11 protein-coding genes are annotated in these 14,801 nt (G+C 63.6%); 9 read left to right on the top strand and 2 right to left on the bottom strand.

The features are described 5' to 3' along the window. Positions 1–42 precede the first annotated feature (42 nt). The 8 genes from GRI97_RS09635 to GRI97_RS09600 all read left to right on the top strand — a co-directional run bounded on the left by GRI97_RS09635 (position 43) and on the right by GRI97_RS09600 (position 11,018). Positions 43–1,494 (top strand): vWA domain-containing protein, encoded by a 1,452-nt coding sequence (locus GRI97_RS09635; protein WP_328598530.1) that lies wholly within the window; start codon positions 43–45, stop codon positions 1,492–1,494. Between the two features lie 100 nt (positions 1,495–1,594). Continuing rightward, positions 1,595–2,344 carry an OmpA family protein gene (locus GRI97_RS09630; RefSeq protein WP_161390986.1) on the top strand — a complete coding sequence of 250 codons (750 nt, stop codon included), beginning with the start codon at positions 1,595–1,597 and terminating at the stop codon, positions 2,342–2,344. A 231-nt stretch (positions 2,345–2,575) separates the two neighbouring features. After that, complete coding sequence (locus tag GRI97_RS09625) at positions 2,576–3,208, top strand: hypothetical protein (RefSeq protein ID WP_161390985.1); 633 nt, start codon at positions 2,576–2,578, stop codon at positions 3,206–3,208. An 87-nt stretch (positions 3,209–3,295) separates the two neighbouring features. After that, entirely contained in the window at positions 3,296–3,691 is a 396-nt protein-coding gene (locus GRI97_RS09620) for a response regulator (RefSeq protein WP_235917751.1), read from the top strand. 125 nt (positions 3,692–3,816) lie between these two features. Further along, on the top strand, positions 3,817–6,369 hold the full coding sequence (locus GRI97_RS09615; protein WP_161390984.1) for an HWE histidine kinase domain-containing protein: 2,553 nt from the start codon (positions 3,817–3,819) through the stop codon (positions 6,367–6,369). A gap of 272 nt (positions 6,370–6,641) precedes the next feature. Beyond that, a complete protein-coding gene (locus tag GRI97_RS09610; RefSeq protein WP_235917750.1) occupies positions 6,642–7,826 on the top strand; it encodes an acyl-CoA dehydrogenase in 1,185 nt (394 codons plus the stop codon). Positions 7,827–8,088: 262 nt separating this feature from the next. After that, a complete protein-coding gene (locus GRI97_RS09605) occupies positions 8,089–9,951 on the top strand; it encodes a glycosyltransferase (RefSeq protein WP_235917749.1) in 1,863 nt (620 codons plus the stop codon). A 194-nt stretch (positions 9,952–10,145) separates the two neighbouring features. After that, entirely contained in the window at positions 10,146–11,018 is an 873-nt protein-coding gene (locus GRI97_RS09600) for a hypothetical protein (protein ID WP_235917748.1), read from the top strand. A gap of 60 nt (positions 11,019–11,078) precedes the next feature. Here GRI97_RS09600 and GRI97_RS09595 read toward each other — a convergent pair whose 3' ends face one another. Continuing rightward, a complete protein-coding gene (locus tag GRI97_RS09595; RefSeq protein WP_161390982.1) occupies positions 11,079–13,202 on the bottom strand; it encodes an acetate--CoA ligase family protein in 2,124 nt (707 codons plus the stop codon). Positions 13,203–13,402: 200 nt separating this feature from the next. After that, positions 13,403–14,263 (bottom strand): p-hydroxycinnamoyl CoA hydratase/lyase, encoded by an 861-nt coding sequence (locus GRI97_RS09590; RefSeq protein ID WP_161390981.1) that lies wholly within the window; start codon positions 14,261–14,263, stop codon positions 13,403–13,405. A 106-nt stretch (positions 14,264–14,369) separates the two neighbouring features. Here GRI97_RS09590 and GRI97_RS09585 point away from each other — a divergent pair, with 106 nt between their 5' ends. After that, positions 14,370–14,780, top strand: coding sequence for a MarR family winged helix-turn-helix transcriptional regulator (locus GRI97_RS09585; protein ID WP_161390980.1), 411 nt, complete (start codon positions 14,370–14,372; stop codon positions 14,778–14,780). Positions 14,781–14,801: the final 21 nt, after the last annotated feature.

Below are 14,801 nucleotides of genomic sequence, written 5' to 3'. Positions count from 1 at the left end.
TCCTCTCCGGTTGCGTCTGCCGTTGCACGACGGCCGGCGCCGGTGCCGCCACCGACCGGCACCTATATCCGGCCCGCCCCGGTCCAGCCCGATCCGTCGCGTGAACGCTATGACGGGGAAGCGGTCTCGGCGATCAAGCTGGTCGCGTCCGAACCGGTTTCGACCTTTTCGGTCGATGTCGATACCGGCGCCTATGCCAATGCCCGGCGGTTCCTGACCGGTGGCGCCCTGCCCCCGCGCGATTCCGTGCGGACGGAGGAACTGATCAATTATTTCCGCTATGATTATGCGGAGCCGGATCAGCGCGATCGGCCGTTTTCGGTGACCACCGATCTGGCGCAGACGCCGTGGAACCCCAACAGCCGGCTGCTGCGGATCGGGTTGCGCGGATATGATCTGCCGCGCCAATCCCGCCCGCCGGTCAATCTGGTGTTCCTGCTGGATGTCTCGGGATCGATGAACAGCCCCGACAAGCTGCCGCTGGTGAAGACCGCGCTGACCCGGCTGACCGAGCAATTGCAGCCGCAGGACAAGGTGGCGATTGTCGTCTATGCGGGCGCGGCCGGGCTGGTGCTTCCCTCCACCAGCGACAAGGCGCAGATCCGCGCGGCGCTGAACCAGCTGAGCGCCGGGGGTTCGACCGCCGGGGGCGCCGGGTTGCGGCTGGCCTATGACACGGCGCGCACGGCGATGATCCGCGATGGCGTGAACCGCGTGATCCTGGCCACCGATGGCGATTTCAATGTCGGCATCAGTGACCAGAAATCAATGGTCGAATTGATCGAGCGTGAGCGGGACAGCGGCATCACCCTGACCACGCTGGGGTTCGGCACCGGCAATTACAATGAAGCGATGATGGAGCAGATCGCCAATCACGGGAACGGCAATTACGCCTATATCGACAGCGCGCTGGAAGCCGAAAAGGTGCTGTCCGACGAAATGCAGTCCACCCTGTTCACCATCGCCAAGGATGTGAAGATCCAGGTGGAATTCAACCCGGCGCAGGTGAGCCAGTATCGCCTGATCGGGTATGAGAACCGGGCCCTGCGCGAAGAGGATTTCACCAATGACAAGGTGGATGCCGGCGATATCGGCGCCGGGCACCAGGTGACCGCGATTTACGAAGTGGTGCCGGCCGGCGGCACCGGCTGGATCCAGCCGCGCCGTTATGAAGCCCCGCCCCGCCCGGCCGGAACCGGCGGCGAAATGGCCTTCGTCAAGCTGCGCTACAAAATGCCCGACGGCACGACATCGCGGGAGATTTCCCAGGCCGTGCCCGCCGCCGGGCTGGCGCGGGCGGCATTGCCGCGCGGCGACATGGCCTTCGCCACGGCGGTGGCCGCCTATGGCCAGAAGCTGCGCGCCGATCCCCTGCTGGCCCAATACAGCTATGGCCAGATTGCCGAACTGGCAGGCAGCGATCATGCCGATTACTGGCGGCAGGAATTCCTGAAGCTGGTGGGCGTAGCCGGGGCGCTGTCATCATCCAATTGATCGCCTGCCCCGGCACCACCATGCGGCGGTGCCGGGGCGATCCTGCAGGATTTCACGCACGGCCCCTGTTCAAGCGCATCGGGGCGGGTACACATGATCCATGATCTTTCTGCGCCATCCGCTGGTTCCGCTGATCCTGGGCATATTCGCCATTGTCGCGCTGGCGGCGATCGGCGCGCGGACCACGGGCACGGCCCTGGCCGATCGGCTTGCCCATGCGGCGCAGCAGGCGCTGGCCACGGTGCCGGGCGCCGGCAGCATCCGCGCCAGCTTCATTTCCCCCAGTGGTCTGCCCAGCCGCCACCCGGTTCTGTCCGGCGGCGAAGGGGTGAAGGATTCGATCCGCGCCCGGGCGGCCAAGGCGGTGGCAGCCGTGCCCGGCGTGGGCGGCATTCGCTGGGCCGATGGCGATGCGCGCGCGATCGGCGTGGTCGACCGGGTCGAGCCCTTGCATTGCCAGGAAGATGTGCAGTTCCTGCTGCGCGCGCGGACCATAAGGTTCGAGGAAAGTTCTGCCCGGATCGATGCCGGCAGCCAGAGCCTGGTGGATGAGGTGGCCACGGCACTGCGCCCGTGCCTGGGCAGCATCATCGCCATCACCGGCCACACCGATGCATCCGGGCCTGAACCGGGCAATCTGGCCCTGTCGCGCGAACGGGCGATGGCGGTGCAGCAGGCCCTGCTGGCGCGGGGCATTCCCGATGACGGCATCCGCGTGCGCGGCGTGGGATCGAGCGAACCGGCCGAGGGCCTGCCGCCATCGGACCCGGCCAACCGCCGGATCGAATTTTCGGTGATCGCGACCGATCCGATCCACCCCACCCCGGTCGATACGCCGGGACCGCGTTGAAGCCCCGCGCATTGCCAAGCGCCCGGCACAAGCTCTAGGGTAACTTACGGGCGGATCTGCCGCCCAACTCGGAAAACCACGCCGATGGCGCGCGCGCCGGCGACAGGGAACGGATCTGACGGGATATGCCAATCTGGCTGGAACTGTTCGTGCTGTTGCTGTTCGTTTATGCGGCCGGGCTGTGCCTGGGCTGGTTGATCTGGGGACGTGATAGCAGCGGGAAGAATATCGATGGCTGATCTGGTGACCCAGAACTGGGTCCTGTTTGTACTGGCGCTGATTATCGGGCTGATCATAGCCTGGTGGATTTTCGCGGCGAGCCGCCGCACGCGCGTGACACTGGACCGCGATCCCGCCGAGGAGACCGGCCCGGCAAAGCGCAACCAGGCGCTGATCGACGCCCCACCCGCCGCCCTGCGCGACAGAATGCCGCCGCCTGCCCAGCCCGTGCCGGCAGCGCCGGTTGCGACGCCCGTTCCCGTTGCCCCGCCTGCCCCGCCGCCAAGCGATCAGGCCATCCCGGTGACGCCGACCGAAGCACCTTCTCTGGAAGAACCGATTGCACCATTCGACGCCGTGGATGCCCCCGTAACGACACCGCAGACGCCAGAACCGGCAACAGACGGTGCCGACGATCTGACGCGGATCAAGGGCCTGGGCCCGAAGATCGCCGATATCCTGCGGGAGATGAATATCACCAGCTATGCCGAAATCGCGGCCTGGGATGATGCCGCGATCGACCGGGTCGATGCCGGACTGGGCCGTTTCCAGGGCCGCATCCGGCGGGACAATTGGGTGGAACAGGCCCGCCATCTCGCGGCCGGCGACATCGCCGGATATGAAGGCGCATTCGGCAAGCTGTGAGCATTATCGGCGGGAACTGAATCCCACCTTTCCGGGTTATCCTAGTTGAACAACAGCTTAGATGAATATCTGGAAAGGTAACCGCCCATGGCCGACCATCAGGATGACGGCCCTCCCACCGTGCTGGTCGTGGAGGACGAGTTCATTATCGCCCTCGACCTGACCGAAACGGTGCAGGATCTGGGCTATGCCATCGATGGCCCCTATGCGGACCGGGAAAACGCCCTGAAGGCGATTGGGCGCCATCTCCCGGACTGCGCCATTCTGGATGTGAACATCCGCGATGGCGAGGTCTATCCGCTGGCCGATGTGCTGGAAAAGGCTGGCGTGCCGATCATCTTCCACACCAGCCAGGCCGAACCGCGAGAAGTGAAGCAGCGTTATCCGCGTGCGCTGGCTTGCCCCAAGCCTTATCGGTTGAACATGCTGACTGAGGTTTTGAAGAGGGCGACGGGGGGAACGATGAGGCCGAAGGCTGCTTGAAGCGGCCCTGGTTTTAACTGCATCGGATCGACACCAGCCTCAATTTTTGGGAAGATGCATTTTCGATGCGCGGTCAGCGTGCCCTCTTCAGGCGTAACCCTGCGCAAGGACATTGAAGGGACAATGTGAACAGCTTCGAGAAAGTGGACCTGACGAACTGTGATCGCGAGCCGATCCACCTTCTCGGCGCTATCCAATCTCCTGGATTTCTAATCGCAGTAAGCAGCGACTGGATGATCTCGCGCGTCTCATCCAACATCCGAGATCTGCTGAATCATGATCCAGATCAGCTTATCGGTTGTCCGCTGCCCGATTATGTGTCGGCCAAGCTGGTGCACGATCTTCGAAACAAGCTGTCGTATCTGATCGAGCCTGACATGGTTGAGCGGCTCTACGGACGCGAGGTGGGAACCTCCGGGCAGTTGTTCGACATCGCGCTCCATATGTCGAACGGCCTTATCGTCATCGAGATGGAGCCAGGCTCGCCTGCTGGCAACGACGGCATCAGTTCGGTTCGCGCCATGATGTCCCGCCTCAACCGCACAAAAGACATGTCGACCTTCTATCGCGAGGGCGCGCGGCAAATTCGCTCCTTGCTAGGATACGACCGTGTGATGGTCTACAAATTCGCCGCCAGCGGCGCGGGCGAGGTCGTAGCCGAGGCCTGCAAGCCAGGCATCGGCAACTTTCTCGGTTTGCACTACCCTGCGAGCGACATACCGCTGCAGGCGCGCGCGCTCTACAAGCGCAACCTTATTCGCGTGATCCGCAACGTAGAGGCGGAACCGATCTCTGTGGTTCCTGTGATTGACGCGGCCGGCCAGCAGCTGGACCTGTCGCTGTCGGTGCTGCGATCCGTATCGCCTATCCACATCGAATATCTCAAGAACATGGGCGTAGCCGCCTCACTGTCGATTTCGATCATCGTCGATGACGAATTGTGGGGCCTGTTCGCCTGCCACAATTACTCGCCCCGATCTCCGACGCTTGAACGGCGCACTGTGTGCGAACAGTTCGCCGAGAATTTCGCGATGCGCCTCGAATCCCGCGAACGCCGACAGGCAGTCGAATACGAACGCCGTGCACGGGATATATCCGATCAGCTTTTGGGAGCAGTAGCATCGGACGAGACCCTGCTCAACGACCCTGACTGGCTGGGTGATATCCTGACCAATGCCATTCCTGCCACCGGTGTCGGCGTATGGATCAACGGCAATTATGCATTTTCCGGCGTAACCCCGCCGACCGAAGATTTCAGGCGGATCGTTCGCGCGCTGAATGGCCTTGCAGCTGGAAGAGTCTTCACGACCGATCATATCGGCGGGCTGATCGACGGCGCCGAGGAGTTCGCCGACAGGGCAGCAGGCATGCTGGCGATTCCGATCTCCCGTTCGCCCCGCGACTATGTGATCCTGTTCCGATCCGAACTAAAACAGTCTGTTCGATGGGCCGGTGATCCGCACAAGCCGGTCAGCTATGGTCCAAACGGGCCGCGCCTGACACCGCGCGAGAGCTTCGCTGAATGGCAGGAAGACGTGCACGGTCGCGCCGAACCTTTTACCAGAACCGAGCAGCGCGTGGCCGAGACGTTGCGGGCAACATTGATCGAGGTTGTCCTGCGTCTCGCCGACGAGGCCGCAGCAGAACGCAGACAGTCGACGGCGCGACAAGAAATGCTGATCGCGGAACTCAATCACCGCGTCCGGAACATTCTCGGCGTGATCCGGGGCCTGATCAGGCAGTCGCAGCCCGACAGTCCCGAAGTGAAGGACTTCGTGAAGCTGGTCGATGGTCGCATTCACGCGCTGGCCCGCGCGCACAATCAGATCACGGACGACCATTGGGGGCCGGCCCCGCTCAACGCGCTCATAGACGCCGAAGCGGCTGCATTCGCGGCCACCCGGGAGAGCGCGATCATTGCTGAAGGCGAACCGGTGCTGCTCAATCCACAGGCCTATTCGACCATGGCGCTGGTCGTTCACGAGCTGGTGACGAATTCCACCAAATACGGAAGCCTGTCCGGGACGGGAGAGGTTTACATCGACTGGTCTCGCAACCTGACGGGCGATCTTGAATTCACGTGGCGCGAGGTTGGCGGCCCGCCAGTATCACCTCCCAAGCGCAAGGGTTTTGGGACGACGATCGTAAATCGATCTGTTCCTTATGACCTCGGCGGCAGGGCGAGCATCGACTATGCGGTTGACGGTATCACTGCGCATTTCGTCATCCCCGCCCGGCATGTGTCACGCCCGCAAAACCATGATATCGCCACCATCACCCAACCGCGTCGATCGGTCTCAAGCCAGCAGCACATCGACACGGCGCATTTCGGGACGAAAACGGTGCTGCTGGTTGAAGACAGTCTGATCATCGCGCTGGACGCTGAGGACATCCTGAACCGCTTCGGGGCGTCCGTTTTCACGGCATCCACGCCGGAGGCCGCTCACGACATCCTCGACAGCGAGCAGATCGACTATGCGATCCTCGACATCAATCTGGGGGACCAGACCAGTTTCGGGGTCGCGGATCGACTGCGCGAACTGGCGATCCCGTTCTTTTTCGCGTCCGGATATGGCGAGCAGGCAAACTTGCCGATGGACCATCGCTCTACAACTGTTGTTCAAAAGCCTTACACGACCCACAATCTCGCGAAGGCGATCGACGACTTCACGGCATGATGACCCTCAAACTCCCGCTTCCAGAGTAAACGATCAACATCGTTCCGGGCGAATATGTCTGATGGGTCGGAAACGATCGCTGCGGCATCGTTTTAGACCGTCAGGGCAGCACCCACTCCATTTGGTTGCTCCATACCCTTGCGCAATTGCTACGCCTTTGGTTCAAACAGGTCGCGAGCGGAACAATGTCTCAAGCCATCGCCCCCCATCTGCGCTGAACGATTTACCTACGCCAAAACCACGATAGGATGGTTGCGCAGGAGACTATTTCTATGGCGAGCATGGTGCCCTTCGACTGGACCGATCCTCTCGATCTCGATTCCCTGCTGAGCGGGGAGGAGCGCATGATCCGCGATGCGGCGCGCGGGTTTGCCGGGCAGGTGCTGCAACCGCGCGTGATCGAGGGGTTTAGGGATGAGCGCGACGCGCCCGAACTGTTTCCGCTGATGGGTGAGGCCGGGCTGCTGGGGGTGACCATTCCCGATGAATTCGGCGGGGCTGGCGCGAATTATGTGTCTTACGGGCTGGTCGCGCGGGAGATCGAGCGGGTCGATTCCGGCTATCGCTCCATGGCTTCGGTCCAGTCCTCGCTCGTCATGTATCCGATCCATGCCTATGGATCGGCAGAGCAGCAGGCGCGGTTTTTGCCGGGGTTGGCGCGGGGCGAGCTGATCGGTTGTTTCGGACTGACCGAGCCCGATGCCGGATCCGACCCGGCATCCATGCGCAGCGTCGCGCGGCGGGATGGCGATGGCTATCGCCTGTCGGGCACCAAGACCTGGATCAGCAATTCCCCCTTTGCCGATGTCTTCGTGGTGTGGGCCAAGAGCGAGGCGCATGACGGGCGCATTCGTGGCTTCCTGTTGGAAAAGGGCATGGCCGGGCTGAGCGCGCCGAAGATCGAGGGCAAGCTGTCGCTGCGGGCCAGCACCACCGGCGAGATCGTGATGGATGATGTTCGCCTGCCGGCCGAGGCGCTGCTGCCCGGGGTGGAGGGGATGAAGGGGCCATTCGGCTGCCTCAACCGTGCGCGCTATGGCATTGCCTGGGGCACCATGGGCGCGGCCGAGTTCTGCCTGGCCGCCGCGCGCAGCTATGGGCTGGAGCGCAAGCAGTTCGGCAAGCCGCTGGCCGCCAATCAGCTGTTCCAGAAGAAGCTGGCCGATATGGCGACCGAGATTGCGCTGGGGTTGCAGGCGGCGCTGCAGGTCGGCCGGCTGATGGATGACGGGCGGCTGTCACCCGACATGATCAGCCTGATCAAGCGCAACAATGTCGGCAAGGCGCTGGAGATCGCGCGCCATGCGCGGGACATGCATGGCGGCAATGGGATTTCGGAAGAATTCCAGGTGATCCGCCACATGGTGAACCTGGAAACGGTCAACACCTATGAAGGCACGCATGATGTCCATGCACTGATTTTGGGGCGGGCGATTACGGGGATCAGCGCGTTATGAAGCTGAGCCTGAAAATCAGGCATGCCCTGTGCGTGCCTGATTTCAGCGCCTTTTTGACTTTGTGTCGACCCTGCATCGGGCATTTTTCGGGAATGTATCGCCCGGCAGGCTCGTTTCACCGCAAACCATTCGGCAGACAGCGCCTATGCGGGAACGGCCATATTCCAGCCGCATTCCATTCGGCGTAGGTATAATTGCATGAGGGCACCGTTCGTTGCCGGTTCGTACTGATATTGATCCCTGGGTTCTGTTTATCGCCATCATGGCGTTGCTGATTTCCCTGTGGACTTCACGCGCGGTCAGATCCGCCTATGATATTCGCCCGACATCGCCGCTTGGCCTGCTGATGGTTGCCGCCATGGGTGGTGCCATCACGGCGGCGGTCACCGGGTTCAGCGCGGTGATGCCGCCGTTCCTGCTGTTCCTGGCGGTGGCCGGCTGCATCTGGATGTCGGCGCGGCATCTGAGCATGCCGGGCGTGGCGTGGATGACGGTCGATTTTCTGGGGATCGCGATCGCGTGGCTGTGGGGTTGCCTGTTCATCAACGAGCTGTTCTTGCCCTGGGGCGTGGAGGCGCTGGCGCTGTTCGGCCTGACCATCACCCTGGCGGTATCGATCCTGGGCGCGATGGAGCGTATCGCGCGCGAGGCGATCTTCACCCATGACCGTTGGCGCCTGCCATTTTCGGCGCCGACCGGCCAGTTGCTGGGCACGGACCAGCCCAAGGTTTCCATCCAGCTGCCCTGCTATGCCGAACCGCCCGAAGTGGTGAAGGAAACCATGAACCGGCTGGCGGCGCTGGAATATCAGAATTTCGAAGTGCTGGTGGTGGACAACAACACCAAGGACGAAGCGCTGTGGCGCCCGCTGGAACAGCATGCCGAGGTGCTGAACCGCCAGATGGGCCGCGAAGTGTTCCGCTTCTTCCATGTCTCCCCTCTGCCGGGGGCGAAGGCCGGGGCGCTGAACTGGCTGATCGACAACAACCACATGGCCGAAGACACCGCCATCGTGGCGGTGATCGACGCCGATTATTATTCGGAGCCCGATTTCCTGTCACGGCTGGTGCCGTTCTTCGACAGCCCGAGCGTCGCCTATCTGCAGACGCCGCATGATTATCGCGATTTCGAAAGCAGCCGCTATCTGTCCGCCTGCTATTCCGAATATATGCCCAACAACAAGATCGATATGCTGGGCGTGCATGAATATGGCGGCGCCTTCACCATCGGCACCATGTGCCTGCTGCGCGCCAATGTGCTGCGCGAAGTGGGTGGCTGGGCCGAATGGTGCCTGACGGAGGATTCGGAAGTTTCGGTGCGCATGCGGGCGGCCGGTTTCCGGGGCATCTATCTGGGTGAAACCTTCGGTCGCGGGCTGATCCCCGACACCTTCGACGATTACAAGAAGCAGCGTTTCCGGTGGACGGCCGGCCCGGTGCAGCAGCTGCGCCGCCACTGGCGCCTGTTCCTGCCTGCCCCCTGGGCACGGCGCATGCCGGGCTGGACCAAGATGCTGGAAGTGCTGCGCTGCATCGCCCCGATCCGCACACTGACGGGGCTGGTGATCGGCCTGGCGGGTATCGCCAGCATTGCCATCGCCAATGCGACCGGCGCGGGCGCCAAGGTGGATGTGCCCGATATCGCCTGGAGCCTGATCCCGCTGGCGCTGGCCACCACGCTGGTGCGCACCTGGCACCGCTATCGCATTGCCGGGATCATGCGCGTTGCCGACATGATCCGGGGCGAAGTGGCCCGTGCTGCGCTGACCTGGGTGGTGCTGGTGGCGGGTGTTGCCGGCCTTTCCAACAAGCCGCTGGCCTGGCGCCGGACGCCCAAGTTCGGCGGCACGGACAGCTTCGCCGGGGCGCTGTATTCCGCCTTCCCCGAAACCATGCTGGGCCTGGCAGCCTCTGCCGCAGCGTTCGGCATGTATCTGCTGAAGCCGATCATCGGGCTGGAAATGACCATTCTTGCCTGTTCCAGCCTCGGCTTCCTGGCGCTGCGGTTCTTCTGCGCGCCCTATATGGCGGTGCTGGCGCTGCGCGATGCGGCCCCGCAGACGGTGCTGCCGGCGATCCCCGCACCAATGAAGGACAAGCTGCCGGCGGCCCGGCAGGCGGCCTGATCGATCCTGCTGCCGGTCTGGCACGGTTGCGTGCCGGACCGGCAGCGGCGAAAATTTTACGATTTGAGTGGATCGTGCGAAGGGTTTGCGCCACCGCCACGTTAGAGCCGTGATCGAAGCGGGAAATTGACGGAAGGCTTTACCGAGAGGCCTTGCCGGTTTTATGTTCACTGCACCCCGGCCGACGAGGTTTCTTGCCCCTGTTTCCGCCCAATGCCCCCGCTTCGGTCACCTATTCCGAAACCGATGAGCTTGAACAGCCTGCGCTGATCGAGCGGTTGCGAGAGCGTTTCGGCCGTCGCACGCTGGGGATTGTCGTCGCGATCCTGCTGGAGCTGTTGCTGCTGGCGGTGTTGCTGACGCTGGGGCAGTTCGGCGGCGGGCAGGAGGAGAAGGGCCCGGCGGTCACCACCTTCAGCGCCAGTTCGCAGCCGAGCGAGGACGACACGCCCCAGAGCGCGGAAGAGCCCGAGCAGGCGCAGGACAGCCAGCCGGAAGCGGCTCAGCCCGAACAGCCCCAGCCCGAGCAGGTGCAGCCGGATGCGCCCGCGGCGGCGCCCACTCCGGTGATCCCGACGACCAACAGCACCCCCGCGCCGGTGACCCCGCCGGCCGCGCCCGCTGCCGAGGCCCCTGCCCCGCCTGCACCACGCCGCCCGTCGCGCCCGCTCGGCCCGGTGATGGGTCCGCCGGCTCCGCCCAGCAATCCCGGCGGCGGCATGCCCGGCGATTCCGAACGGGTCGGCACCGCGCCCAATGGGGAGCCGATGTATGCGGCGCGCTGGTATCGGCGGCCCGATGACAATGAGCTGGCGGGCTATCTTTCCACCGCAGCGGGCCCCGGCTGGGGCCTGATCGCCTGCCGCACCGCGCCCGATTACCGGGTCGAGGATTGCGTCGCGCTGGATGAAGCCCCGGCCGGCGTGCGGATCAGCCGCGCCGTGGTGCAGGCCGCCTGGCAGTTCCGCGTCCGCCCGCCGCGCGTGGGGGGCAAGGACATGGTCGGCGAATGGGTGCGCATCCGGATCGATTACGGCGTACGGCAGGCCAGCGCAAACCAGCGCTGAAGCAACGAAAAAGGCCGGAGCATCGCCCCGGCCTTTCGATCTTGTGCCTGATGGCGGATTTTACTGCTGGACCAGCATCAGCGCATCCAGCGCCACTACGCCTTCGCCATTGGGGTGGATGATCACCGGGTTGAGATCGATTTCCCGGATCGCGGGGTTGCCCGCCATCACGCGGCCGATCTGCACGATCAGATCCGCCAGCGCATCGACGTCGAGCGCCGGAGCACCGCGATAGCCCTGCAGGATGGCGGCCTGCTTGAGATCGAGCAGTCCGGCCTTGACCGCAGCCACATCCATTTCCGGGGTGAAGAGCTTCACATCCTTGAGGATTTCCGCCGTCACGCCGCCGAAACCGGCCAGCACCACCGGGCCCCATTCGGGATCCGATTTGGCGCCGACGATCATTTCGGTGCCCATGCGGCCCATCTTTTCCACCAGCACGCCATCGAGCGCGATGGCGGCATCATAGGCCGCGACATTGGCATACATGCGGGTGAAGGCTTCGCGCACGTCGTCCGCCGTCTTCAGGTTCAGGATCACGCCGCCGGCATCGGACTTGTGGCCCAGCGCCGCCGCCTGCGCCTTCATCACCACCGGATAGCCGAGCGCGTCAGCCGCCGCCGCCGCATCGTCCGCCGTGGGGGCAAAGGTGCTGTCGGGGAAGGAAATGCCCAGCGGCTTGAGCAGGGCCTTGGCCTTGTATTCGGGCACCACGCCATTTTCTTCGGCGATGCCGGCCACGGCCAGCGGCGCCTGCGAACGATCGCTCAAATCGCGCTTGGCCAGATCGGCCAGGCGGGCGATCGCGCGATAGGCGCGTTCGGTGCTCGGGAACCAGGGAATGCCGACCTTGCGCAGGCCTTCGATATATTCGGCCGGCACGGTCGCACCTTCGTCCACCCCGGCAAAGACCAGCGGCTTGTCGAAACTGCCGCTTTCCAGCACCTTGATGATGGCGGGGAACTTGATTTCCGAGGTGATCGGATCGGACTGAATGATCGAGGCGACCACCGAACCGACGCGGTCATCTTCCAGCAGCGCGGTCAGCACCTTGGTGTAGATTTCCGGTTCGGACAGGCCGATCGCGGTGATGTCGGTCGGGTTGGAGACCGGCACGAAATCGGGCAGCACCGCGCGCAGCGCCGGGCTGTTGTCATCATTGAGATCGATCAGGTCGAGCCCGATATCCTCGGCAATGTCGAAGGCCAGGCCGCGCAGAGCGCCGCTTTCACCCAGCACCGCCATGTTCGCGCCCGGCAGCGCCTTGCAGCGCAGGGCGATCTCGGTGATGTCGGCCAGTTCTTCCAGCGTATCGGCGAAGATCACGCCTTCGCGGCCCAGCTTGATCTTCATCAGCTGATAATCGCCGGCCATGGCACCGGTGTGCGTGGCCGCGCTTTCCTGCGCCTTGTTGGACTTGCCCGGATGCAGCATGATGATCGGCTTGCCGGCTTCGCGCGCACGACGGGCGGCGGCGATGAAGGCCTTGGGCCGGCGCAGGCTTTCCACATACATGGTGATGACGTGGGTATCTTCGTCATCGACCAGCCATTCGACGAAATCTTCCACGCCGGCAGCGGCTTCATTGCCGGTGGAAACCGAGGTGCTGACATAGCAGCCACGCGGATGCAGTGCGGTGGCGAGCACGGCGGCAAGCGCGCCCGACTGGCTGGCGATGCCGACCGCACGGGTGCCCTTGGGCGGGCTCTGCATGTTGGTTTCGACGAAGGTGAGCGGAACGCGTTCGACGTAATTGGTGCAGCCCAGGCAGTTGGGCCCTTCGATGACCATGCCGGTTTCGCGGGCGATTTCACCCAGTTCGAGCTGTTCCTTCAGCCCTTCTTCGCCGGCTTCGGAAAAGCCGGCCGAATAGATCACCACGGCGCCGCATTTGCGCGCGGCCAGCTGGCGGACGGTATCGAGCACGAAGGGGCGCGGAATCGCGAGGACCGCGCAATCGATGCCTTCGGGCAGTTCGTCGACGCCCTTGTAAACCTTCAGCCCAAGCAGTTCGTCCCGCTTGGGATTCACCGGATAGATGTCACCGGCGAAATCATACTGGACGAGATTGTTGAGCAGGGTGGCGCCGAGCGCGCCCTTGCGATCCGAGGCGCCGATCACGGCCACCGATTTGGGCCGCAGCAGCCGGTCGATCTGCTGGTTGGTGAAACGCCGCTCACTCATATCCGTCACTCTCCCAAATGAATTGCGTGCCGGGCTTGCCGGCCGGAAATCCTTGTCGATCCCTCTGCCAAAACGGCCCGGGGGTGTCGAGCAATGGCGCGCGCCAAGGGCTCTGCGCACCAGATCAATAATACGGGACAAATGATGGGGCCCGCCGGTCAGCGGGCCCCACATGTGGTGATGGGATCAGATGATCCGCATCAGTCCTTCTGCAGCGTCGACTTGTCGAACGCGCCGAGGCCCGGCTTGAAGGTCTTCTGATCCAGGAACTGGCTGGTCGCTTCCTTGCGGGTTTCCCAACCGCCGAAATCGTTCAGCGCTTCCTGTGCGCGGATCAGGTAATCTTCGGCATTGTCATAGGTCATTTCGCGCACGCGGCGAACGGCCCACTTGGTGGCGCGCAGAGCCTGGCTGTCCTTCTTCTTCAGAACGTCGGCCACTTCCTGCACGCGTGCCTTCAGCTTGTCAGCCGGCAGCGATTCATTGACCATGCCCTTGGCGGCCGCTTCCGGACCGGTCAGGTTTTCGCCCATCATGGCGTGGTACATGGCATCGCGGAAGCCGAGCAGTTCTGCAGCAACCTTCGATGCGCCGCCGCCGGGCAGGATCGCCCAGTTGATTTCGGACAGGCCGAACTGCGCTTCGTCGGCGCAGAAGGCCAGATCGCAACCGAACAGCGGGCCATAGGCGCCGCCGAAGCACCAGCCGTTGATCATGGCCACGGTGGGCTTTTCGTACCAGCGCAGGCGTTCCCACCAGCTGTAGGCTTCACGCTGCGAACGGCGGGTGGCGTGCAGGCCTTCCTGTTCGCTGAAGCGGAAATATTCGAGCAGATCCATGCCGGCCGACCAGGCCGTGCCTTCGCCCGAAAGCACCAGCACCTGCACATCGTCACGGAATTCAAGCGCTTCGAGCGTGCGGAGCATCTGGCGGTTGAGCTTGGGGCTCATGCAGTTCCGCTTGTCAGGGCGGTTGAAATAGACCCACGCCACGCCATCGATGATGTCATAGCGGACGGTTTCTTCTTCGGGACGGGGATCGGGCTGTGAGGGACCGGTCATGCTTTCTCTCCTGCTTGAACTCGACTCGTTTCGGAATGCTCCGAACGCGAGCGGGCCTTTATCGCCGGGGATTGTTATGATCAACTACAATCGCTAGGGGGGCGGCATGAATGATCCGCTTACCGCCTTCCCCGGCTATTCGCTGCGCCGCGCCGCGCATGCCAGTTCGTCAGAGCTGGCCAACCGCCTCGCCGCCATCGGTCTGCGCCAGTCGGATGCATCGGTGCTGATGCTGATCGGTGCCAACCCCAGCGCCACCGCCAGCGCCCTGGGCCGCCATCTGGCCATCCAGCGCGCCAATATGGTGCCGCTGCTCAAGCGGCTGGAAGATGCCGGGCTGATCGAACGCGCGCCGATCGACGGAAAATCGCAGGGGCTGGCGCTGACCGAAGCGGGCCAGGATCGACTCGCCCAGGCGCGCCAGACGATCGAAAGCTTTGAAGAAGAACTGTTTCTGCGCATTCCTGCCGAACATCGCGAGCATCTGCTGCCCGCGCTGGAAGCGATCTGGCGCTGAGCAGCACCCGTCTGCTGCGCG

The sequence above is a fragment of the Croceibacterium xixiisoli genome (assembly GCF_009827305.1).
Lineage (GTDB): Bacteria > Pseudomonadota > Alphaproteobacteria > Sphingomonadales > Sphingomonadaceae > Croceibacterium_C > Croceibacterium_C xixiisoli.
Note: the sequence above shows the minus strand (reverse complement) of the source record. Positions and strands in the feature narration are given on the sequence as shown.